Source organism: Corynebacterium sp. HMSC074E01, assembly GCF_001808885.1.
In the GTDB taxonomy this organism is placed as follows: domain Bacteria; phylum Actinomycetota; class Actinomycetes; order Mycobacteriales; family Mycobacteriaceae; genus Corynebacterium.
On the sequence record NZ_KV794845.1, the window covers coordinates 38464 to 60223 of the forward strand.

Below are 21760 nucleotides of genomic sequence, written 5' to 3' on the forward strand. Positions count from 1 at the left end.
GTGACTTTCCTCTCTCCTCTGCCCGTCGATCCGCGTGACCCTGCCGCCATCCTCCCTGATCTGGAAGCGGCCATCGCAGGACAAGCCACCTTCCTGCCCATTCCGGCGGAGGACCGCACCCGCGCGCAGCTGCTGCGCAACCACATGCGCGCAGGAGAACCTATTGACTCCTCCATCGCACTCGTCGTGGCCACCTCTGGGTCCACGGGCACACCGAAGGGCGCGCAACTCACGGCCGCCAACTTGGTGTCTAGTGCCGATGCCACGCACCGGACTTTAGGCGGCACCGGTCAGTGGCTACTAGCCATGCCCGCCTCCCATATCGCGGGCATCCAAGTATTGGTGCGCTCCCTCGTCGCGGGAGTGGAGCCGCTGTGCCTTGATCTCTCAGAAGGGTTCTCCGTCCCTCATTTCGCCCGCGCCGCGCACGAGCTGGCCGCCACCGGGGATCGCTCATACACGGGACTGACCCCGATGCAGCTGGCCAAGGCCATGGATTCACTAGAGGGAATCGAGGCCCTGCGCACCTTTGATGCCATCCTCGTCGGGGGCGCTGCCACCCACCCGCAGTTGCTGAATTCGGCAAAGAAGCTGCGCATCAGCATCGTCACTACGTATGGATCCTCGGAAACCGCCGGGGGCTGCGTCTATAACGGTGAACCCCTGGATAGTGCGCGCGTGCGCATCGGCGAGGAGAACCGCGTTTTCCTCGGCGGGCCCATGATTGCGCAGGGCTACCGCAACGTGGACTCGGATGCTTTCATGGTCGATGAATCCGGCACTTCCTGGTTCGCCACCTCCGACACCGGCGCGCTTCACGACGGCCACCTCACCGTCACCGGGCGCCTCGACAACATCCTGAACACCGGCGGGCTCAAGCTCCATCCAGAACAGCTCGAGCAGCACATCCTGCGCGTGCCGGGAGTGGAGAGCGTGTGCGTGGCCGGCATCCCCCACCCACGCTTAGGACAGATGATCGTCGCTGCCTATACCGGATGGGCGGATGTCGGCGATATCCTTGTGGCTCTCGACGATAGTGGCCTTCCCCGGTGGCAAATCCCCAAGGACTTCAAGCGCCTGGCCCAGCTCCCCACCACCGGTCCCGGCAAGGTTGACCGCCTCGCCGTCGCCCGCATGTGGGACAGCTAAGCCTCCGCTTCGCCAAAGCTGCGTACGGCAATGCCGCGCGCAGCGGATTCCCCGAGGGGGAAGTGTGAACCTTCATCGACGGCAACCTCGAGCACACCCGCAACCGAAGGGGCAACGACGGTCAATTCTACTCCCGGCCGCACTCCATATTTATCCAGGTAGCGCAAAAATTCGCCATCAGCGTCAGTGACCTGCTCCACGGTGACGGGGGTCTGCGCGGGGACGTCGATAAGCGTAATGCGCGAGACCGGCTCGGCAGTGCCATCCGGGGCAGGTATGGGATCACCATGCGGATCGCGGGCGGGGTTGCCCAGGAAAGAATCAAGACGTTCAACGAGCCTGTCGGACGTCGCGTGCTCTAGCATTTCTGCCTCATCGTGCACCTCATCCCAGGTATAGCCCAGAGTGCGCACGAGGAAGGTTTCCAGGAGCCGATGCCGGCGCACCATTGCCACAGCCAGCCGCCGGCCTTCCTCAACAAGCCGAACACCGAAGTAGCGTTCGTGTTCCACCAGCCCCTTCGCGGCCAGGCGCTTGACCGCCTCCGACGTGGTGGGCAGCTTCTGCCCCGCCGCTTTAGCTAGGTCCCCCAGCGGCATCGCGGTATTAGCGCCCTCTTTCTCCTCATAGGTCCAGAGGATCTTGAGGTAATCCTGGGTGCGTTCGGGCAGCTCACTGATGTGCATACCCCCATCGTAGTTCAGCCTATTGCTTCCAAAGGTTTCAGGACTTATGCTCTTTCAAGTTCAATCTATTGAACATCGACATTCACTTTTAATAAGAGGGGTTTCCCGTGAAGAAACTTATTGCGCTTCCCCTCGCTTCCCTCGTGGCTGCCACCGCGCTGACTGCCTGCACCAGCAGCGACTCCGCCGAAGCCCAGGACGACAATCTGACGATCTTCGCCACGACCGGTTACTTGGCTGATGCGGCCGCCAACATCGCCCCGGACGCCGACATCACCACCATGGTCGGCCCCGGCGGCGATCCACACACCTACCAGCCCACCACGCGCGATATTGAAAAGATGCAGGACGCCGACCTCGTCCTCTGGAACGGCCTTCACCTCGAGGCGCAAATGGTGGACCAGCTCTCCTCCCTCGGTGAAAAGCAGCTAGCTGTCGGCGAACAGCTCGATACTGCTGACCTCCTGCCGTGGCCCGAGCAAGGTGACAAGGGCGAAAAACTCTACGACCCGCACATCTGGAATAGCCCCGAGCTGTGGAGCCAGGTCGTCGATCACATCGGCACCAAACTCGGCGAAATCGACTCTGACAATGCCGAAGAGTACGCCGCGGCCGCCGATGCTTATGAAGACAAGATTGCAGCCGCGCACGACAAGGCCGCTAAGGAACTCGAAAGCGCCTCCCCGCGCGTTCTTATCACCGGCCATGACGCCTTCAACTACTTCGGCAAGACCTTCGACTTTGAAGTCCAAGCCACCGACTTCGTGACCACCGAAGCCACCAAGTCCGCCACTGAGATCTCCGAGCTCGCGGATACGATCGCGGAGAAGAAGGTCCCCGTTATCTTCCAAGATAACCAGGCGAACCCACAGGCCATCACTTCTCTCAAGGAAGCCGTAGAAACCCGCAACTGGACCGTCACCATCTCGGATGAAGAGCTCTTTGCCGATACCCTCGGCCCGGAAGCCCCAACCGATACCTACCTCGGAGCCTTCGAACATAACGCTAGCGCCGTGGCGAAAGCACTAAGCTAATGCTCAGCGTAGGAAACCTCACCGCCGGCTATCCCCGCACGCCGGTGCTTCACGACGCCTCCTTCACCCTCACCCCCGCGACTATCACCGGGCTGGTGGGTGCGAACGGGTCGGGAAAGTCTACTCTGGTCCGCACGCTGGTAGGGCTCCTTCCGCCTCTAGCCTGCGGGTCGATGACCTTCGATGGCGTCGATCTGGCACATTTTCGGCAGCGGCTCGGATATATGCCACAACATGCGGATATCGACTGGAATTACCCTGCCACCGCCTTCGACATCGCCCTGATGGGCCGCACCGCCGGGCTGCGCTGGTGGCAGTGGCCCAGCCGCGCTGACAAAGACGCCGCCCACGCAGCACTTGCGCGCACCGGAATGCAGGCACACGCGCAGCTGCCGATTTCCGCCCTGTCTGGTGGTCAGCGCCAGCGCGTGTTGTTGGCGCGCACGCTCGTTAGCGAGCCGGAATTCATCATCCTCGACGAGCCCTTCGCTGGTGTCGATGCCGCGAGTCAGCGCGCCATCATGGATGTACTCAAGGAACTGCGCGAGAACGGCGTGACCATCCTGCTGGTGCATCACAACCTGGCGGAGGTCGCCGACTTTTGCGATGAGGTCCTCATGGTCGGCCACGGCCGGCTCATTGCTGCTGGCCCCACCGAGCAGGTACTTACCGAGTCCGCCATTGCCGACATGTTTTCCCTGCCATCATGAACCCACTCGAGCTTCTTCAGAACTACACCTATACCCAGGCACTCCTGGGCACCGTGCTCATCGGTGGCTGCGCTGGCGCGCTAGGCCCACTGGTATATGTTCGCCGCACCAGCCTGCTGGCCGATGCCATCTCGCATTCTTCCCTGCCTGGACTGCTCACCGCCTTCCTCGTGGCCACCGCCATTGGCTGGGACGGGCGAAATGTCTGGCTTCTTTCTTGCGGCGCCCTGCTCACCGGAACCCTCGCGGTGGGGTGCATTCACCTCATCCCGCGGTTAACTCCCCTGGGGCAAACCACTGCGATGGCGGCCACGCTAACCACATTTTTCTCGGTGGGCATGCTGCTCATGCAGTATATTTCCCGCCGACCATTGCCTGGCAAGGCCGGAATCCAGGATTATTTGCTGGGAAATGCCTCCACGCTCACTCGCGCGGATGTACGGTCCACACTCATCATCGGTGGCTGCGTGCTGCTTTTTCTTTTCCTCATTCACACCCGGCAGGCCGCAGTCACTTTTGATTCAAGTTTTGCCCAGGTAGCCGGCATCCGCACCTCGTTCCTCAACGCGGCTAGTTTCTTCGCCCTCACCGCCATCACGGTGCTCGGCGTCAAAGTCGTCGGCGTAGTGCTCATGGTCGCCGTGGTCATCAGCCCTGCCGCCGCTGCCCGCCCCTGGACCACGCGCTTGCTACCTTTCATCGCGCTCTCCGGGTTCTTCGGCGCGGCCACCGCTGCTCTCGGCTGCTATGTCTCCATTGCACACGGCCCGCTGCCCACCGGTCCGGTCATCGTCTTGGTTCAGGCGGCGCTCGTCACCATCAGCCTCCTCAGCAGAAAGCTCGCCTCATGACCCTCGCCGCCACCGCTTGTCTCCTTGCCGTCCTGACCGCCTTGGCCTGTGCTATCCCCGGCACCTTTGTTGTCCTCAAAGGCCAGGCCATGCTGATCGACGGCATCGGCCATGCCGTCCTTCCCGGAATTGCCGTCGGCTACCTCTTTACCGCAGATCTAGATTCACCCATCTTGCTCGTTACCGCGGCCGCTGGCGCCTTGGTGGTGGCGTTGGGAACTGACGCACTACAGCGCAGCCCGCTGGTGACTGCTGATTCCGCCCTCGGATTGGTCTTTCCCGCCCTGTTTGCCGCCGGAGTCATCCTGATTTCTACGCACATGAGCCACGTGCACCTTGATGTCCACGCCGTTCTCGTCGGTGATCTCAACCTCGCGGCCTTCTCCAATCCCAACTATTGCTACATCATGGCCGCAGTGCTGGGTATCAATGCTCTCTTCCTCGCCCTTACACTGCCGCGTTTATCCGCCACGACTTTTGACGCCGATTTTTGTGCCGCACGCGGGGTGCCCACGCGCGTTCTTCACATCATATTTATGACCGTGGTTGCCTGCACCGCCACCGCCGCCTTTCACGCTGCCGGTGCCATGCTGGTCATCGCTCTCATGGTATTCCCGACGATGACCGCGCGGCTGCTTACTCAGCGCGTGCCCACGCTGGTGTTGACCGCCTGTGGCGTTGCCGCTATCAGCGCGGTCGTGGGATTTTGGGTTGCCTATGTCCTTGACGCGGCTACCTCTGCCGCAATGACAGTCACCAATGCCGTTATTTTCGTTGCAGTGCTCATCATCTACCGCTTTCGCCAACGCACCAGCTCATTGCCGCAGCACACCACACCAGTGGCACAATAGTGAGCATGTCTGCCTATTCCGCCACTCCTGCCGATTGGCTCCAGGGTGCTCGCCCGCACACCTGGGCCAATGCTTTTGCTCCTGTTATCGCTGGTACCGGTGCCGCCGCCGCGGCCCACGGTCTGCACTGGGGACGCGCATTGCTGGCACTCATCGTGGCCTGGGCTCTTATCATCGGCGTGAACTACGCCAACGACTACTCCGATGGCATCCGCGGCACCGATGATGACCGCACCGGCCCCCAGCGGCTTACCGGCGGCGGGCTGGCCAAACCGCAACACGTCAAGTTCGCCGCCTTCGCCTCCTTCGGCGTGGCGGCTATCGCGGGCATCTCACTCTCCCTAGCTGCCAACGCCGCCTCGTTCATCCTCGTCGGCGCCGTGTGTATCGCCGGTGCCTGGTTCTACACCGGTGGCAAGAACCCCTACGGCTACCGCGGGTTCGGGGAAATCGCCGTTTTCGTGTTCTTCGGACTCGTCGCGGTCCTAGGTACCGAGTACACACAGGCCGGCCGCATCACGTGGACAGGCCTTGCCTTAGCCGTGGGTATCGGCGGTATGAGTGCGGCGGTAAACCTGGCCAATAACATCCGGGACATCCCCTCCGATAAGGCCACCGGCAAGATCACTTTGGCGGTGCGCCTGGGTGATAAAAAGTCCCGCACGCTATTCATGACACTCTTGCTGCTGCCGGTACTACTCACCATCGGCCTAGCCTTCGATTCCTGGGCCGCGCTCGCTTCGCTGCTCTACTTCCCCCTCGCGCTGGGTGCTATCCGCACCGTCAACCGCGGCGCACGCGGCCCGAAACTCATCCCAGTACTTGGCATGGCCGGCCGCGCGATGCTGGTGTGGGCGGTTATCAACGCTGTAGCGCTGGCTCTGGTTTAACCACCGATTTAGCGGCCAGCCAGCTCCTCTTGGACCCACTTCTTGTGGGCCTTGCGCTGCGCGGAGTACTCCGCCAGCGTCTGAGTGGCTTCCATGCGCCACGTGGAGAAGATCAGCATGGACAGCGGCAGCGCCACAAACAACGCCAACAGGGCGGAGACCAGCAGCGGAAAGGTCCCGAGAACCGCCATGGCCAGCAGCTGAATCACCGCGGTGAGCACAATGAACAGCACCACGCGGGCAGCCCCGTACTTCCACAAAGCGACGCGGGAGCGGCGCTTGAGCGCCGGGTCCGGCTGGGGCGGTTCGGAGTTCTGGGAGGCGTTGGTGGTGTTTTCTGTCTGACTCATAATTCTCACTTTTGCTTTGCGGGCATTCCGTAGAATACAACGCATGGGTCGATTGATACTACTACTCTTGTTTGTCCTCGCGGCGGTCCTCGTATGGAAGGCCTTTGGTCCGTCGAGTTGGAATAAGAAGGTGCAGCAGACACAGCAGCCGCAGCGCCCCGCAATCAAGGGCCCAGACGATGACGAAGAGTTCCTGTGGAACCTAGAGAAGCAGCGCTTCAAAGAGCGCCGCGCCAGGGAGCGGGAGGCAGAGCGCCAAGAAGAAGAGCGCCGCCGTCGCTCACAGGGTTCACAAGGTTCCCAGAAACCCAAGGCCCCCGAGGACAAAGACGGTAAAGGCGAAGAAGCCGACGAAGCCTAAGCCTTCGGCTCGAAGGTCATCTCAAGGCCGAGGGCCTCAGCCACCGCAATCACCTTTTCCCAGCGCACGCCAGAGCCGCCGTGCTCAATAGTGTGCAGCGTGGAGCGCGAAATCCCGGCCTTCTCAGCCAGCGCCTGCTGCAAGATACCGAGTTCTCGGCGGCGCTGCGCAAAGCCCTCACCGAGAGCGATGAGCTGCGGGTTATCGCCCGCCGGCTTGCCCTGCTTGTGCCGCGGCTTAGGGGTCTCCGCCATTTAGTTCAGCCCCGCATAGGAGTGCAGGCCAGAGACAACCATGTTGATGAAGAACAGGTTGAAGATCATGAGCAGCATCGCCGCGATGTTGATATACGGCGCGGCCTTGCGGAAGGCCGGCGTCGCGCGGGCGTGCAGGTAGGCGGCGTAGAGGATCCAGGTGGCAAAGGATACGGTCTCCTTCGGGTCCCAGCCCCAGTAGCGTCCCCATGCGGACTCGGCCCAAATAGCGCCCAACACAATACCCAGGCCCAGGGTCGGCAGCGCCACCACGCCCAAGCGATAAGCCAAGCGGTCCAGCTTCTTAGCCGAAGGAAGCGGGCGGGCAAGCGCACCGAAGAAACCAGACTCATTGCCCTTCGGCTGGAATTCACGCAGCACGCTGAGCAGAGAAGCAATACCGGAAACCACGCCGATGGACGCACCCAACGAGACCACAGTGACGTGAATGGGCAGCCAGTGAGACTGGAGTGCCGGAACCACCGGAGCGGATTCCGCATAGAGCTTGGTGGAGCCGTAGAACATCAGCGCCAGGATCGGCGTGAGCAGCCACGGCCACAGGGTGCGCCACTCCTTGCGCTGCATGGCGATGGTCGCCACCACCATGGCACCGGCGGTCACCATGAGCACGTACTCGTAGAGGTTGCCAAACGGGAAGCGGCCGGTAGCCAAACCACGCAGCACGATGGCCGCCAAGTGCAAGGCGATGCCCAGCCACAGCAGCATCTGCGTCATGCCACCGAGCTTGTCGGCGTTCTCCCGCTTCTTCGCCAGATCCGCATCTAGGTCAGCATCGGGGCCAGCGCTGGTTGCCGGGGGGACGTCGCCAAGCACGGCGCCATCTGCCGAAGCCCCCACGGTGGCGAGCTCGCGCTGCTGCGCCGCGGCAGTCGTGCGGGCGCGCATGGCCTCGATGATGCTGTGCATCCGGCCGTAGTAGACCAGGGACAGCACCAAGGCGAGAGCATAAATGACGAACGCGGTTTGCACCGCGATGTCTGAAAAGTTGGACAGATTTTGATCAACCTGCATGAGTGGGAAACCTTGCCTTCACAATCGTGCCTACACCGTGCTTCGCGCACGAGGCTGCATGAGCGGAGAGATTTATGGTGCTCATAAGGCTACCCCTCAACCGTTGCAGTATCCAACTTTTGAAGGATGTATTCCGCGCCTTTAGTCGGCGGAGTAGAGTTCGTCTTCCTCCACCTCATCAGGATCCGGCAACTCCAAGAGCTCGCGGTGCAGCTTGTGGAACTCCTCGGACCAGCCGGCGCGGTCGGTACGGGCAAGCCCACCCATCTCGATGTCGGTGCCGCCGTTGGCGCCCGGCCGGATGCGTACCCACACGCGGCGGCGCTTAATCACCAGCGAGCCAACAAGCGAGACCAGCATGACCAGCGAGGACACCAAGACCCAACTCTGGAAGGGGTCATAGGAAACCTGGTAGTTCGCAAACTCGGAGGCACCGTCGAAGGTGATCTTCGTGCCGTCGTCCAGCGTGACCGATTCGCCCTGGTTCAGGTTCACGCGGTCGATCTTCTGCAACTGCCCCGTGTGGACCAGGTTGGAATCGAGGGAGAAGAAGGACTGCGGGGTACCCGTGTCCAGACCGGCATCACCACGGTAGATATCGATGGCCACGGCTGGGGCCAGCATCGCCGGATAGGAGGATTGCAAGAGCTTGCCGTTCTCACCGGACCACTCGGCGGTCGGGGCGAACAGGCCCTGGATAGCGATCTGGTTCTGGCGGCGCTCAAACAGGTCCGGGTACATGCCCGCCGGCGGGTCGAAGCGCATAACACCCGAAGAGAGGAAGAACGTGGTGTCGTTGGGCTGGAACTGGATGGTCTGCGTGCGCTTTTCGCCGTTGGGCCACTCCACCGTCATGGTCGGCGCAAAGCCGTGTCCCTGCAGGTAGACCCGGTTGTTGTCAATGCGCAGCGGGTGGTTGACCTGCAGCTGGTAGTCCTCCCAGGTCTCCGGATCCGAAAAGATATCGTCGCCTGCGGCATAGGACACGTTCGAGGTGAACATCTCCGCCTGGCCATTGGGCAGGTAGTCCGCGGTGAAGTCGTGAGCCAGGAAGCAGAAGGGGTGCAGGCCGGTGCCGTCGAAAAGCGGGCCCGCGCGGAAAGAGTCATAGACGGAGGTTGAGGTATTGCAGAACTCCGTGGACTGCGGCTGCTCCTGGGTCTGGCCCTGGGAGTTCTTCTCCGTCACCACGATGACCTGGCCCTCGTAGTGCACCAAGCGCCCGGCTGCCATAGTGAGCAGGATGGCCACGAGCGCGATGTGGAAGATGAGGTTGCACAGCTCGCGGGCATAGCCGCGCTCGGCGGAGAAAGACTGCGCGCCCGCGCGGTCCTTCTCCGGGGAAACCTCATTGACGCGCCACTTCTTCAGCATGGCCTTCGTGGCAGCCGCGATCTCCTCCGGGGATTTCTCCGAATGCCCCGTGGCGTTCAGCGGCATCTTCTCAAGGAACTTCGGCGCGCGCGTCGGCGGTGTGCGGTAGGCCTTGTAGTGATCCCACGATCGCGGGATGATGCAGCCCACCAAAGAAATCATGAGCAGCACATAGATGGCCTGGAACCAGACGGAGGAGAAGACGTCGAAAAGCTGCAGCTTATCGTAGATCTCCGCGACTTTACCGTTGGTCTCAATGAAGTCATTGACATTGGACTCATTGAGCGAGCGCTGCGGCAGGAGCGAGCCCGGAATGGCAGCAATGGCTAGCAGGAAGAGCAGCGCCAGCGCGGTGCGCATGCTGGTCAGCCAATGCCAGGCCTTGCGGATATATCTCACGAAAATTCTCCTTTAAATCAGCGTCGCGCCATAGGACACGGTCCACTGGCGGATGGCGTTGATGAAATCTCCCCAGAGCCCGGTCAGCAGCGCCAGACCGACGAGGATCATGGCGATGCCGCCAACAATCTGGATGGCGCGGGAGTGTTTGCGCATCCAGGTCACGGTGCGCATCGCTTTGGCGGAGCCCAGTGCCACGAGCAGGAAGGGCAGGCCGAGGCCCAGGCAGTAGCCGATGATCAGGATCGTGCCGCGCAGCGCGGTGGTCCCTTCGGTGCCGACAGAAACGGACAGGATGGCGGCCAGCGTGGGGCCCAGGCACGGGGTCCAGCCCAGGGCGAAAACCCCGCCGAGCAGGGGCGCACCCAGCCACGTGGTCCAGCGCTTCGGCGCCATGCGCGTGTCCTTCTGCAACACCGGCACCACGCCCATGAACACCACGCCCATGAGGATGGTGATGATGCCACCGGCGCGCATGAGGGTGTCCGCGTTGAGGGTCAGCGCCGAAATGGCACCGAAAACCGACACCGTAGCGAGGACAAACACGATGGTAAAGCCCAGCACGAAGAGTGCTGCGGCACCGACCACGGCCCAACGCCGGCGCTTGCCGACGCCCACCCCCAGCTCCTCGTCATAACTCACCTCTCCGCCCACCACGGAGGCGAGGTAGGAGATATAACCCGGAACCAGTGGAACCACACATGGCGAGGCGAAGGAGACCAACCCGGCCACAGCGGCGGCGAGCACTCCGATAAGGAGCGGGCCGGACACTGCGGCATCAGCAAAGCTTTGTCCCACGCCGTCAGCGGCTAGGATCACTGTTCTTTCTCCAGCTCGTCCACGACGTCGAGGACGTCCTGCTCCGTGATCTCCGTGAGGAAGACCGCGGCCGGGCGGTGCTGCTTGTCCAACACGATGGTGGTGGGCACCACGGAGGTGGGCACGCCGCCGAGCGCTGCGGCCGTCTTAAACGGCGGGTCGTAGATGGAGGGGTACTCCAGGCCGTTATCGGCCATAAAGTCCCGGGAGATCTCCGGGTTGAAGTCCTTGACGTTGATGCCTAGCACGGTGCCGACCTTGCGCTTTTGCAGCTCCGAGTGGATGGCCTGGAGGTCATCTGATTCGGAGCGGCACGGCGCGCACCATTGACCCCAGGAGTTGAGGACGACGATCTGGTCCTGAAAATCCGAGAGCTTGATCGTCGTGGACTCATCCCGCAGGTCCTCGCCGGAGAAATCCTTGAGCGGCTTGCGGTCTTCCTCCCTATAACGGATGGTGGTCTGCCCGCCAGGTGAAATGAACTCGAAGGTGCCACCGGAAGCAACGGCGTTCTGTGCATTCTCCTCGCTCTGTGTACAGCCAGCCAATGCCAACACAGCGACAGCGCTGGCCACCGCAGCGAGAATAGTTCTGCGTCCCATTAGATGTCCTGTGCAGGTTCGGAGTAGAAGATATCGATGATCTCGCGGTCGCGGTAGACCAACGAGGTCACCGAGGCCAGCGCACACGTGCGGTCCCACGGCGCGTGGGCCAGGCGCTTGCCCAGCACAGTGCGCTGCACCATGACAATGGGCAGCTGGTGGGAAACCACGATGGCCTCATGGCCTTCTGCCTTGGCACGAGCGCGCTCGGCGGCATCCATCATGCGCGCGGCGATCTCCTCGAAAGGCTCGCCCCACGAGGGCTCAAGCGGGTTGACCATGAGCGGCCAGCGCTGCGGGTTCCACAGCTGCGAGTTCCAGCCCTTGGTGCGCAGGCCCTCGAAGCGGTTGCCGGACTCGATGACGCCCTTGTCGACGTCCACCTCCAAGCCCGTCACCTGTGCAATCGGCATCGCGGTCTCCTGCGCGCGCTGCAGCGGCGAGGCCGCCAGGTAGGTCACGTCATGGCCTTCGAAGGCTTTCGCCGTGCGCGCAGCCATCGAGTGCCCACGTGAGGACAAGTGATAGCCCGGGATGCGCCCGTAAAGGATCTTATCCGGGTTATAAACCTCGCCGTGGCGGACGAAGTGGACGATGGTGGTGGACATATACCTGTGTCTATCCCCTCAAATGGTTGGTTTACTGCGGGCGCTGCGCGCTGGCGGCGGCCTGGGCGGCAGGCTTGAGAGCTGCCTCGATTACCTCAAAATCATTGTCCGTGAGCGCATCAGACACAAACCAGGTCTCGAAGGCTGACGGCGGGACGTAGACGCCGCCCTCCAGCAGTGCGTGGAAGAAGGGGGCGAAGCGCCAGGTATCGGCGGTCTGCATATCGGCGAAGTTGCGGCCCTGCCCCTCAGCAAAGCGGATGGAGAACATCGTCTCCGCGCGCTGGATGTGGTGTTCCACGCCGGCGGCGCTCAGTGCCTCGGTGATAAGGCCGGTCAGGCGATCCGCATTGGAGTGCAGGCGCGGGTACAGCTCTTCGTTGGCCAGTTCCAGCGAAGCCAGACCGGAGGCCATCGCCACCGGGTTACCGGACAGCGTGCCCGCCTGGTAGACGGGGCCAGCCGGGGCCAGCGATGCCATGACGTCGGCGCGGCCACCGAAGGCAGCTGCGGGCAGGCCACCGGAGACCACCTTGCCGAAGGTCACCAGGTCACCCGCTACCCCATCGACGCCGAACCAGCCCTTGTAGGAGGTGCGGAAACCGGTCATGACCTCGTCGAGGATGAGCAGGGCGCCGTCGGCATGCGCGATCTCCTTGAGTGCCGCGTTGAAGCCCTCCTCTGGGGCCACGGTGCCCATGTTGCCCGCCGCGGCTTCGGCGATGATGCAGGCGATCTCTCCCGGGTGCGCGGCAAAGGCCTCGCGGACGGCGTCGAGATCGTTATAAGGAACAACGATGGTATCCGCGGCCGAGGCGCCGGTCACGCCCGGGGAATCCGGGAGCGCGAAGGTGGCCACGCCGGAGCCAGCCGACGCCAACAGCGCGTCCACGTGGCCGTGGTAGCAGCCCTCAAACTTCAGGACCTTGGCGCGGCCGGTGAAACCACGGGCCAGCCGCACGGCGGACATGGTGGCCTCGGTACCGGAGTTGACCAGGCGCACCTGCTCCACGGCGGTGCGCTTGACGATGTGCTCCGCCAGCAGCGTCTCGCCCTCGGTGGGGGCGCCGAAGGAGAGGCCGTCGGCAGCCGCCTTCTGCACTGCCTCCACGATGGCCGGGTGGGCATTGCCGTGGATCATCGGGCCATAGGAGCTGACCAGGTCAACGTACTCATTGCCGTCGATATCCCAGAGGCGGGAGCCCTCACCGCGCGCGATAACGCGGGCTTGGCCGCCCACGGAACCGAAGGCGCGAACCGGGGAATTCACGCCACCCGGGGTGACCTTGGTGGCGCGCTCGAACCACTCGGCGGACTGGGACGTATTCTGCTGGTTTAGCTGGCTGGAGTTAGGCATAGCCCACATTGTATCGGTTTTAGCCCTATACAAAAGTTGGACTCCCCTCGTGTCCTGCAGCCGCCTCTCCACCGCCTCGCGAGCACCCTCAGTGCGCTCGCGCTGCGCACCCGCCACGGGAACGCTATGCTGGCAGCACACTGTTGATTCTGCCTTTCCTTCATTAAGCGCTGGGGTGCGCTGTGGAGAGGCACTACTTAAGGGGGATTCCCATGGCATCGCGCCGTATTCTTGTCATTCTTGCTTGCCTTCCGCTTTCCGCCTGCGCTGCCACGCAGGCGGAGCCCGCTCCGCAAACCGACCCCAGTCCCACCACCTCGACCCAGCTGCCTTCCTGGGAGCCTGATGCGGTGCCCCAGCCGGTCAACCGCCTTGGCGGCACCACCTCTATTGCTCCCGCCCCAGCCGAACCGGAACCTGAAGCCGAAGCACCAGCTCCCGCACCCGCAGTAGCCGAAACACCCACGCCGCGCGTCGAAGTAGAAACCGTCACCGTCCGCGCGCCAGCGCCCGCGCCCGCTCCTGCGCCACGCCCAGCCCCGCCGCAGCGACCCAAACCCAAGCTGGAACTGCCCCAGCCTCCGCAGATCCCCCTCCCACCGGAAGTCCAGGACGGCCTCAACCACATACCTACGCTTCCCCCGCTGCCGCGCGCGGAGGATATCCGCATCGATGTGCCCCTCTAAAAGGCGGATGCCACGTACGTTTCGATCAAATAGTGGCAGGAAACCGCCCGTTTTGGAGCCCTTATTTGATCGAAACGTCACCAGTCCTCATGGCCTCACACCAACTAAGGGTAGACCCTGATCTACCTCCTATATTCCCCCACTGCGCATGACAGGAAGCATGCCCGAGAGTTAATCTGAACCCGATTTTCAATGACGGCGTTAACCTGACAGTAAGGGATTCATGAATAAGAAAGCTCTCGGCATCACTGCTGGCGCTATCGCTGCGGTTCTCCTCGCAGGCGGTGGTGGAATGTACGCACTAACCAGTGGGTCTTCCGATATTCAGCTCACCGCAACCGATGTCACGAAAACTGCCAAAGAAGACCTCATCAGCTCCGTCTCCGCCACCGGCACGGTTTCTGCCGAGCGCGAGCTCTCGCTGACAACCTCGCTGACCGGCCCCATCCAGTCCTTGGACGCGAAGGTGGGTGACCGCGTCGAGGCCCAACAGCTGCTCGGCCGCATGGACACCACCGAGACCGAGCGCGAGCTCGAAGCCCAGCGCACCTCCCAGGAGGCAGGCAAGCTCGAGGCAGTCCACCAGATCGAGGACGCTCAGCTCCAGCTGCGCCAGCTTCAGGATTCCCTCGACCAAGGCCTCAACCCGGAGGTCAATAGCGCCCAGTCCGCAGTGAACTCGGCGCAGACCGAGTACGCCGAGGCGCAGCGCAAGCTCGATGATGCCCTCGCCGCCAAGGGCGACCGCCCCGAAATTGCAGAGGCCCGTGCGGCCGTCGAACAAGCGCGCTCCGGGGTGCGCGATGCCGAGTCCAAGTCTTTCCAGTCCGCACTAGCCTCCATCGGCACCGCCACCGAGGACCCCTCCGGAATCAACACCGCCAGCGCTTTCTTGAGCTACCTCGACTCCGACGAGGCCGTGCAGGACTCTGAACGTCAGCTCAAGCAGTCCGAGGAATCCTATGGCCGCGTCCTCCGCGGCATCGACCGCGAGCTGGGCGAACAGCAGCGCGCCACCGCCGCCTCCTACCAAGCGGTTGCCGATGCCGAACGCGCACTCCAAGCCAGCAACCTGGCCATCGAACAGCAGATTTCCTCCCAGTCCCAAGCGGTGAACCATGCGGTGGAATCGGCGGCGTCGGCAAGCGCGAACAACGCCAAGGAAAATGGGCCTCTGGAGTACAGGCTCTCCCAGGCCGACCTGCGCTCCCCGTTGGCGGGCGTTGTCACCGCCGTCAATGGCGAGGCCGGCATGCCCGCCGAAGGCCCCATCCTCACCGTGGCGGATGATTCATCCCTGTTGGTGAAGTCCACGGTCAAGGAGGGCGATATCGCCCGCATCAAGGTCGGCGATGAAGTTTCGTTCACCTCGCCGTCGAGCCCCGGCAAGGAATACAAAGGCAAGGTCACGTTCATCTCCCCCACCGCTGAGCAGCCCGACGTCGAAGCCGGCGCAGGGGGAGGCTCCGGCAAACCATCTGGTTCCACCAAGCCCGAATTCCCCGTGCACATCCGCGTCGACGGCAACCGCGAGGGCCTGCGCCTCGGTTCCACCACGAAGGTGAAGATCATCACGGAGAAGGACAAGAACGCCATCACCGTGCCGCTCTCCGCCATCTATGAAGAAGGTGGCAAGAAGAACGTCCTGGTCATCGACAACGGCACGATCCAGGCACGCGAGGTCAAGATCGCAAGTGAATCTGATTTCTCCGCAGCCATCGCCTCCGGCCTCAAGGAAGGCGAGACCGTCATCAGCCAGGCGGATACGCACAAGGACATGGTCGGCATGTCCGCCTCCGTCGATGGCTCCGATGATGCGGAAGAGAACGCATGAGCCGCCTCATTGAGATGCGGGGAATCGTCAAACGCTTCAACGAGGGCCTCGACAGCGAGCTGACCGTCATCCCAGGCCTCGACTTCAGTGTGGAGGAGGGCGAGTTCGTGGCCGTCGTGGGCCAGTCCGGCTCCGGCAAATCCACGCTCATGAACATCATCGGCTTGCTCGACCGCCCCACCGCCGGCGAGTACCAGCTGGCTGGCGTGGATGCGCTGGCGCTTGGCGACGACAAACTAGCCTCCTTCCGCGGCCAAAAAATCGGTTTCATCTTCCAGAATTTCAACTTGATCGGCCGTATGTCCGCGCTGAAGAACGTGGAGATGCCCATGGTCTATGCGGGCGTTTCGGCTCACGAGCGCACCCAGCGCGCGGAAGAGCTTTTGGAGATGGTCGGCATGGGTGACCGCATGAACCACCTGCCCAATGAGCTCTCCGGTGGTCAGAAGCAGCGCGTGGCGGTGGCCCGCGCCTTGGCCAACCAGCCGGAGATTCTGCTGGCGGACGAGCCCACCGGCGCGCTGGATTCGCAGACCGGCCGCATGGTCATGGACCTCTTCCACGAACTGCACCGCACGCATGGAAAGACCATTTTGTTCATTACCCACAACCCGGAATTGGCTGATGAATGCAGCCGCACCGTCACGATGAAGGACGGGGTGTTGTCATGAATTTCGCTGAATCCACCAAGATGGCGCTGACCAGCCTGCGCACCAACAAGATGCGCTCGGCGCTAACACTCTTGGGCGTCATCATTGGCATCGCCGCGGTCATCGCCATCGTCACGCTCGGCCACTCCTTGCAGTCTTCCGTGCAAAAGGACTTGGACAAGGTCGGCGCCAATAACTTCACCGTCCAGGTCAAGGAGCGCCCTGAGGAGGGCGAAGAGGAAGAAGCCGATGATCCCTTCATGGGCGGCGGCTTCGTCGAAGACGAATCCTCCATGCTCACCCCTGACATGCTGGACCGCGCCAAGGAGGTCTTGGGAGATCAGATCGCCGGCATCAATATCGGCGAGTACAGCTCTTATTCCGGCGCCCTCGTAGTCGAGGGCACGTCTGGGGAGGAGACCGCCAACCTCCTGGTCCGCCCGACCAACCCGGACTATGTCTCAGGCTCGTCCTATTCCATCGTGGCCGGGCGCTTCCTCAGCGAAGACGATATCGACTCCAGCCGGGCAGTGGCCATGCTGGATAAGGAAACAGCCACCAAGCTTTTCGGCGCCCCTGAAGACGCCATTGGCCAATACGTGAGCTTTGAAAGCCAGGAGGCCTCCCCCATTGAGCTCGCTGTCATCGGTGTCTTTGAAGAGCCCCAAACTGGGCCTCTGGTGGGCGGTGGCCCCAGCCAAACCGCCTTCGTTCCTTACCCGCTGGAGGCCGAGCTTTCCGATTCCCCAGGTGCTGGCACCGCGTTCAGCGAGGTCACCGTTCGCGGCAACCCGGATTTGGATAAGGCCGCGGTAGCCAGCAACCTGCAGCGCGTCTTCGATAGCTACTACGAGGACAACCCTGACTACATGGTGAAGGTATCTGACTTCAGCGATGACCTCGCGTCCCTGAACCAGATCTTCACCACGATGAGCCTGGTTCTCGCGGCCATCGGCGGTATCTCGCTGCTCGTCGGCGGTATCGGCGTGATGAACATTATGCTCATCACCGTCACGGAGCGCACCCGCGAGATTGGTATCCGCAAGGCGCTTGGCGCACGCCGCCGCGATATCCGCATCCAGTTCATCACGGAGGCCATCGTGGTCTGCCTCATCGGTGGTGTCATCGGCATCGCCATCGGCACCGCCGCCGGCATGGCGGGCGCGGCCGCCATCGGCTCACTCGTGGCGCCGCCGCTGTGGGCGGTCATCCTCTCGCTGCTCTTCTCGCTGGCTATTGGCCTTTTCTTCGGCTACTACCCTGCGGGCAAGGCCGCGAAGCTGGACCCGATTGAGGCGCTGCGCTACGAATAGGTCCCGCGTCGTCGTGTGAAACGACGACGCCCCCTAGTGCACCACCTTCAGCCCCACAATCCCACCAATGATCATGGCGAGGAATAGCACCTTCCACACCGTGGCCGCCTCGTGCCCGGCGGCGAAGGAGTAAATGACGGTGACCACCGCGCCCACGCCGGCCCACACCGCATAGGCCGTGCCCACGGGGATGGACTTCATGGCCCAGCCCAACCCACCCATGGAAATGGCGCAGGCAACGAAAAAGATCACCGAGGGCCACAGGCGGCTAAAGCCCTCCGACTTATCCAGCGCCGCTGCCCACACAGCCTCAAAGGCACCGGAGAAAATCAACACGAACCACGACATGGCCAGCCCTTTCTGGCCGTCTTGTCGCGTCACCGGGTACGGCTCCCTCGTCCGGGGCTCGCATAAATCGCGGCGAGCCTGCCCACAATAATGGCACACTGGTCGGCATGAAGATTGCATTCCTGGGTACTGGCCGCATGGGCACCGAGCTCGCCCGACACCTCCTCGAGAACCATGAGCTCACCGTTTGGAACCGCACCGCCGAGCGCGCGCAGCCGCTGGTTGAGTGCGGCGCTACCCTCGCCGATTCCCCCACCGCCGCCGTGGAGGGCGCAGAGGTCATCATCACCTCACTCTTTGGCCCCGATGACATCCGTGAGCGAGTCATCGAGACCAACCTCATCCCGGAGGGCGTGACCTGGATCGATACCACGACCGTCTCCCCCGACGCCGCCCGCGAATTCGCCGCCGCGGTTGACTCTTATGTCCACGCGCCCGTCGTCGGCTCGCTGGGCCCAGCGCGCGAGGGCAAGCTCGGTGTTTACGTAGGCACGCCTGACGACGACCGCCGTGAGCTCGCCATGACCATCGCCGAGTCCTGGGCCGATGAGAACAAGCTCATCGGCGTGGAATCCGCCGCCACCGCGGCGATTGGAAAGCTCCTTGCCAACCTAGCCCTCGCCGTTACCGCCGAGGGCGTACTGGAAGCACTGCATCTCGGCGAGTCTGAGGGCCTCGATTCCGAAGTCATCCTCGAGATGCTCGACATCACTGGCCTGGCCTTTATGAAGAATATGAAGGGGCCGTTCATCACCGGCGAGCGCAACACCACTCCGGGTGACTTCACCGTGGATGCCCTGTGCAAGGACGCCAAGCTCATGGAGATGACCGCCAACAAGCCACTTCCTGCAGTGGCCGCCGCCATCGAGCGCTTTGAGGAGCAGCAGGCCATGGGCCACGGCGACCAGGACTTCTCCTCCATCTTCGTCTTCCGCAACAAGGGCTAGGGCCAAGAGTTAGACGCCCCGCTTTACGACGAGCCCGCGCAGCACCTCCTCCAGCTGCGAGTTATCCCCCGTGTCCTGGCTGTGAAACGCACTGCAATAAACTCCGCGCGCACGCGGCTATCACTCGCTAGCCGCTCCACATTAAGTCGGTATCCTGCCGCCGTAGCCAGCGCGTCAAAGAACACCGTCTGTGTGCGGGTGTTTCCTTCTCTAAAACTGTGCACCACATTGAGCTCGCCCCACAGCTCCGCCAGCTTGGCCACAAACTCATCAATCTCTAGGCCACGCAGAAAGTCATCCTTCGCCAGCCCCGCGAACAGCTTCTCTGCTGCCTTCGTCATTTCCGGCCCCGCCGGATAGTAGGCATGCCCAGCCTTAATCATGAACTGACCTGTAGGGGCAGTCCGCTCCTCCCCCGCCCAGTCATACACATCCTGAAACAGATGTCGATGTATAGCCTTGAAGTGCGCGTAGTCAAAAGCACCTTCCACAGGCACTATGCAAAGCTGAGCAATCCGAGCGTTGACGGCAACGGTTTCAAGATGATTCAGTCGTTCTAAGTCTGGCTCCCCAAAGGGATGTTCCTCACTTAAAAAGAGGTTGCGTAGAGTCCTCGTACCTGGAATGTAGTAGTCATCCCAATTCTTTTGTCTCATCCCCCGATTCCTCCCATAATTTAATTGAGCTGGGACTTAGCCTTCGCGATAGCTTCGTCGACCGTCATCTCTCCTGAAGCGACGGCACGGACAAGCTCTTCCTGCTCCGCATCCATATCGTGTCCAGCCAACAAAGAAACCCCCTTGGCAAACGTCACGCTATCTTCAACGCTCTTCCCTGTTCTTACTGTGCTTGTCATGTGGTTATCCTCCCGAGTTTTCAACTACATTTTCTCTCATTTTAGCAGCTCATAACACCAATCCCAAGGGCGCTTCCCATCTCGAGAACAACGTTCAGGGCGTGCATTTTGCTAAACTTCATCAATAAGTTTTAACTATTGTCTAGCCGCCCAATGTAAGGAGCTCGCCGCCCAGCAATGCTTTCCATCGACGCCGATTATGGGCATTCCACTCCCCTTGGACATCTTGAGAAGGACTTCACCCCAGGCCGCATCTATGGGCTCGCCGGGCCCAACGGTTCAGGTAAATCCACGGTGCTAGCCACGCTCGGCGGTGAACTTGCGCCTCTCGAAGGCGCAGTGGAGTGCGACGGCTATCCCGTCGGTACAAAGGAGCAGCCGGGTGCTGTGATTACGGTGGCCGAGCCGGTTTTCCTTCCCGACCTTACTGTGGGCGAGCACTTGGACTTGATAGGAAAAGCGGCAGGGGTGGACGTCGCCAAGCTCTGCGAGCTCTGGGCGCTTGAGCCTCTCCTTCCGCACCCCGCCTCGCGCCTGTCCTCGGGCCAACGCCAGCGCGTCTTTCTGGCAGCACAGCTGTACCAGCCGGCACGTGCAGTGCTTATCGACGAGCCCGAGCGCCACCTCGACGCCACCTGGACCGAGTTCCTCGCAAGCGAATTGCGCTACCTAGCCGACGAGGAGAATCGCTGCATCGTCGTGGCCGCGCATTCCGACACCATCACCCAGGCCTGCGACGAGGTGGTGCAGCTGTGATGCGCACGCTATCCCGGCTAGGTGATGGCATCTGGTATCTCATCCTCGCCGGTATCGTCATCGGCTTCGGTTATACAGTCTGGCAAGAAGTCGACGCAGTCCTGCCTATCATCCCGGCGCGTATCACTCTGACTGGTGTCGCTCCTATTGCCGGCATCGTGGGACTGCTCGCTCTCATCGTGTTCGCCGAGATTCTTTATCCCCTACGGGCGCTATCCCGGGAGCGTTGGGTGTACGTTGACCGCCCGCGCGGCCGGCTCCGCGGCACGGACTGGATCACGTGGGCGCAGCTGATCGGGTTCGGGGCCTTGGGCCTCGGCATCTGCGTGTCCACCGGGCTATCCCCGTGGTTCGCGCTGGCAGTCCCAGCCCTGCGTTTTGTCGTGGGGTGGCGCTCGTTCACGCTGGCTTCGCTTCTCAGCGCTGGGCGCACGCGCCTGGTCGGTGGATCTGGTCTTGGCCTGCTTGATTCGGAGGTCACCTCCGATGCCATTGCGAGCCAGTCCGCCTGGATTCCTCGTCGTGCCCATGCGCCCTCCACGTTGATGGGTCTCTTCTTCCGTCGTCTGGGACGACGGTGGTACATCGGCGTCGGTGCGCTCGCGGTCCTCGGCTTGTCGTTGGGGTTTGCCCCACAGCTCGGGGCGCTGGCTATCGTCGGATTCATGTCCGCGTGGAGCATCGTCGGCGCGGCGGTTGGGCGCGCCGCCTCCTTCGGCCGCGTCAGCGACGATGCATGGCCCGACTGGGGCCTTCCTCTTATCGCTTCTGTGGGCACGGCGTTCCTTGGCGCCGGTGTCCTCCTCTTGGTGTGGAAGCTCTCTGCCATCGCAGTGGCGCTCATCATCGCCGGCCTTAGCTGGGCGTCGTTTAAGCGCTCCCGCCCGGCACGGGTGGACAGCATGTCCATGCTGGACAGCGGCGGCTTCGGTGTCTCCTTCTCCCCCGAGGTGCTGCACTACATTGCCCGCGGCGCTCTCGGCCTTGGCGTGGCGGCCCTTGCGCTGGGGTATTAACCGGGGCTAGTCTTTCGGGCATGAAGA

26 protein-coding genes and 1 riboswitch are annotated in these 21760 nt (G+C 62.5%); of the genes, 14 read left to right on the forward strand and 12 right to left on the reverse strand.

Features of this window, described 5'->3' with window-relative positions; all coding sequences use genetic code 11:
* Window positions 1-1149, forward strand: a complete 1149-nt coding sequence (gene menE / locus HMPREF2537_RS05045; RefSeq protein WP_070526047.1) for an o-succinylbenzoate--CoA ligase — start codon at window positions 1-3, stop codon at window positions 1147-1149.
* Here menE and HMPREF2537_RS05050 read toward each other — a convergent pair.
* Complete coding sequence (locus HMPREF2537_RS05050) at window positions 1146-1835, reverse strand: metal-dependent transcriptional regulator (protein WP_046647781.1); 690 nt, start codon at window positions 1833-1835, stop codon at window positions 1146-1148. The two genes, menE and HMPREF2537_RS05050, sit on opposite strands and share 4 nt — an antisense overlap.
* 107 nt (window positions 1836-1942) lie before the next feature.
* On the opposite strand from HMPREF2537_RS05050, the gene HMPREF2537_RS05055 reads away from it, so the two are divergent.
* Genes HMPREF2537_RS05055 through HMPREF2537_RS05075 form a run of 5 tightly spaced genes read left to right on the forward strand, consistent with a single transcriptional unit; the run spans window position 1943 to window position 6171 of the window.
* Complete coding sequence (locus HMPREF2537_RS05055) at window positions 1943-2869, forward strand: metal ABC transporter substrate-binding protein (protein ID WP_070526050.1); 927 nt, start codon at window positions 1943-1945, stop codon at window positions 2867-2869.
* The gene (locus HMPREF2537_RS05060) at window positions 2869-3579 is read left to right on the forward strand and encodes a metal ABC transporter ATP-binding protein (protein ID WP_046647782.1); all 711 of its coding nucleotides are present in this window, start codon (window positions 2869-2871) and stop codon (window positions 3577-3579) included. Before HMPREF2537_RS05055 ends, HMPREF2537_RS05060 begins: the two co-directional genes overlap by 1 nt.
* Window positions 3576-4430, forward strand: coding sequence for a metal ABC transporter permease (locus tag HMPREF2537_RS05065; protein WP_070526052.1), 855 nt, complete (start codon window positions 3576-3578; stop codon window positions 4428-4430). Before HMPREF2537_RS05060 ends, HMPREF2537_RS05065 begins: the two co-directional genes overlap by 4 nt.
* Window positions 4427-5281 carry a metal ABC transporter permease gene (locus HMPREF2537_RS05070; RefSeq protein ID WP_010189755.1) on the forward strand — a complete coding sequence of 285 codons (855 nt, stop codon included), beginning with the start codon at window positions 4427-4429 and terminating at the stop codon, window positions 5279-5281. The genes HMPREF2537_RS05065 and HMPREF2537_RS05070 overlap by 4 nt, the downstream gene beginning before the upstream one ends.
* A 5-nt stretch (window positions 5282-5286) precedes the next feature.
* Entirely contained in the window at window positions 5287-6171 is an 885-nt protein-coding gene (locus tag HMPREF2537_RS05075; RefSeq protein WP_046647783.1) for a 1,4-dihydroxy-2-naphthoate polyprenyltransferase, read from the forward strand.
* 8 nt (window positions 6172-6179) lie between these two features.
* Here the strand turns inward: HMPREF2537_RS05075 and HMPREF2537_RS05080 are convergent, their stop codons facing one another.
* Complete coding sequence (locus tag HMPREF2537_RS05080) at window positions 6180-6521, reverse strand: DUF4229 domain-containing protein (protein ID WP_046647785.1); 342 nt, start codon at window positions 6519-6521, stop codon at window positions 6180-6182.
* A gap of 43 nt (window positions 6522-6564) precedes the next feature.
* On the opposite strand from HMPREF2537_RS05080, the gene HMPREF2537_RS05085 reads away from it, so the two are divergent.
* Window positions 6565-6882 (forward strand): hypothetical protein, encoded by a 318-nt coding sequence (locus HMPREF2537_RS05085; protein WP_070526055.1) that lies wholly within the window; start codon window positions 6565-6567, stop codon window positions 6880-6882.
* Here HMPREF2537_RS05085 and HMPREF2537_RS05090 read toward each other — a convergent pair.
* From HMPREF2537_RS05090 to hemL, 7 genes are all read right to left on the reverse strand, one after another.
* On the reverse strand, window positions 6879-7136 hold the full coding sequence (locus tag HMPREF2537_RS05090; RefSeq protein WP_070447960.1) for a helix-turn-helix domain-containing protein: 258 nt from the start codon (window positions 7134-7136) through the stop codon (window positions 6879-6881). The genes HMPREF2537_RS05085 and HMPREF2537_RS05090 overlap by 4 nt on opposite strands.
* Complete coding sequence (ccsB, locus tag HMPREF2537_RS05095) at window positions 7137-8168, reverse strand: c-type cytochrome biogenesis protein CcsB (protein ID WP_070526057.1); 1032 nt, start codon at window positions 8166-8168, stop codon at window positions 7137-7139.
* Window positions 8169-8309: 141 nt separating this feature from the next.
* Complete coding sequence (locus tag HMPREF2537_RS05100; RefSeq protein ID WP_070526059.1) at window positions 8310-9941, reverse strand: cytochrome c biogenesis protein ResB; 1632 nt, start codon at window positions 9939-9941, stop codon at window positions 8310-8312.
* Between the two features lie 12 nt (window positions 9942-9953).
* Window positions 9954-10760, reverse strand: coding sequence for a cytochrome c biogenesis CcdA family protein (locus HMPREF2537_RS05105; protein WP_070526061.1), 807 nt, complete (start codon window positions 10758-10760; stop codon window positions 9954-9956).
* Window positions 10757-11362 (reverse strand): TlpA disulfide reductase family protein, encoded by a 606-nt coding sequence (locus HMPREF2537_RS05110; RefSeq protein ID WP_070526063.1) that lies wholly within the window; start codon window positions 11360-11362, stop codon window positions 10757-10759. Before HMPREF2537_RS05110 ends, HMPREF2537_RS05105 begins: the two co-directional genes overlap by 4 nt.
* Window positions 11362-11970, reverse strand: a complete 609-nt coding sequence (locus HMPREF2537_RS05115) for a histidine phosphatase family protein (RefSeq protein ID WP_070526066.1) — start codon at window positions 11968-11970, stop codon at window positions 11362-11364. The genes HMPREF2537_RS05110 and HMPREF2537_RS05115 overlap by 1 nt, the downstream gene beginning before the upstream one ends.
* A gap of 31 nt (window positions 11971-12001) precedes the next feature.
* Window positions 12002-13336, reverse strand: coding sequence for a glutamate-1-semialdehyde 2,1-aminomutase (gene hemL, locus HMPREF2537_RS05120; RefSeq protein WP_070526068.1), 1335 nt, complete (start codon window positions 13334-13336; stop codon window positions 12002-12004).
* 203 nt (window positions 13337-13539) lie between these two features.
* Here hemL and HMPREF2537_RS05125 point away from each other — a divergent pair, with 203 nt between their 5' ends.
* The 4 genes from HMPREF2537_RS05125 to HMPREF2537_RS05140 all read left to right on the forward strand — a co-directional run bounded on the left by HMPREF2537_RS05125 (window position 13540) and on the right by HMPREF2537_RS05140 (window position 17810).
* On the forward strand, window positions 13540-14013 hold the full coding sequence (locus tag HMPREF2537_RS05125; RefSeq protein WP_070526070.1) for a hypothetical protein: 474 nt from the start codon (window positions 13540-13542) through the stop codon (window positions 14011-14013).
* 223 nt (window positions 14014-14236) lie between these two features.
* On the forward strand, window positions 14237-15847 hold the full coding sequence (locus tag HMPREF2537_RS05130) for a permuted SH3 domain-containing protein (RefSeq protein WP_070526072.1): 1611 nt from the start codon (window positions 14237-14239) through the stop codon (window positions 15845-15847).
* On the forward strand, window positions 15844-16518 hold the full coding sequence (locus HMPREF2537_RS05135; protein WP_070526074.1) for an ABC transporter ATP-binding protein: 675 nt from the start codon (window positions 15844-15846) through the stop codon (window positions 16516-16518). Before HMPREF2537_RS05130 ends, HMPREF2537_RS05135 begins: the two co-directional genes overlap by 4 nt.
* Window positions 16515-17810: an ABC transporter permease gene (locus HMPREF2537_RS05140; RefSeq protein WP_070526076.1), complete on the forward strand. Its 1296-nt coding sequence runs from the start codon at window positions 16515-16517 to the stop codon at window positions 17808-17810. Before HMPREF2537_RS05135 ends, HMPREF2537_RS05140 begins: the two co-directional genes overlap by 4 nt.
* Window positions 17811-17843: 33 nt before the next feature.
* Here HMPREF2537_RS05140 and HMPREF2537_RS05145 read toward each other — a convergent pair whose 3' ends face one another.
* Window positions 17844-18158 carry a DMT family transporter gene (locus tag HMPREF2537_RS05145; RefSeq protein ID WP_070447941.1) on the reverse strand — a complete coding sequence of 105 codons (315 nt, stop codon included), beginning with the start codon at window positions 18156-18158 and terminating at the stop codon, window positions 17844-17846.
* A gap of 11 nt (window positions 18159-18169) precedes the next feature.
* Window positions 18170-18240: riboswitch (guanidine-III (ykkC-III) riboswitch) on the reverse strand.
* A 25-nt stretch (window positions 18241-18265) separates the two neighbouring features.
* On the opposite strand from HMPREF2537_RS05145, the gene HMPREF2537_RS05150 reads away from it, so the two are divergent.
* Complete coding sequence (locus tag HMPREF2537_RS05150; protein ID WP_070526078.1) at window positions 18266-19105, forward strand: NAD(P)-dependent oxidoreductase; 840 nt, start codon at window positions 18266-18268, stop codon at window positions 19103-19105.
* 23 nt (window positions 19106-19128) lie between these two features.
* On the opposite strand, the gene HMPREF2537_RS05155 is transcribed toward HMPREF2537_RS05150, so the two are convergent.
* Together HMPREF2537_RS05155 and HMPREF2537_RS05160 are read right to left on the reverse strand one after the other, a co-directional pair.
* A complete protein-coding gene (locus tag HMPREF2537_RS05155; RefSeq protein ID WP_210383622.1) occupies window positions 19129-19761 on the reverse strand; it encodes a Fic/DOC family protein in 633 nt (210 codons plus the stop codon).
* A gap of 20 nt (window positions 19762-19781) precedes the next feature.
* A complete protein-coding gene (locus HMPREF2537_RS05160; protein ID WP_246820249.1) occupies window positions 19782-19919 on the reverse strand; it encodes an antitoxin VbhA family protein in 138 nt (45 codons plus the stop codon).
* Window positions 19920-20138: 219 nt separating this feature from the next.
* On the opposite strand from HMPREF2537_RS05160, the gene HMPREF2537_RS05165 reads away from it, so the two are divergent.
* Both HMPREF2537_RS05165 and HMPREF2537_RS05170 read left to right on the forward strand, forming a co-directional pair.
* Window positions 20139-20717, forward strand: coding sequence for an ABC transporter ATP-binding protein (locus tag HMPREF2537_RS05165; RefSeq protein ID WP_070526083.1), 579 nt, complete (start codon window positions 20139-20141; stop codon window positions 20715-20717).
* Window positions 20717-21733 carry an ABC transporter permease gene (locus tag HMPREF2537_RS05170; RefSeq protein WP_070526085.1) on the forward strand — a complete coding sequence of 339 codons (1017 nt, stop codon included), beginning with the start codon at window positions 20717-20719 and terminating at the stop codon, window positions 21731-21733. Before HMPREF2537_RS05165 ends, HMPREF2537_RS05170 begins: the two co-directional genes overlap by 1 nt.
* The last annotated feature ends 27 nt before the right edge of the window (window positions 21734-21760 follow it).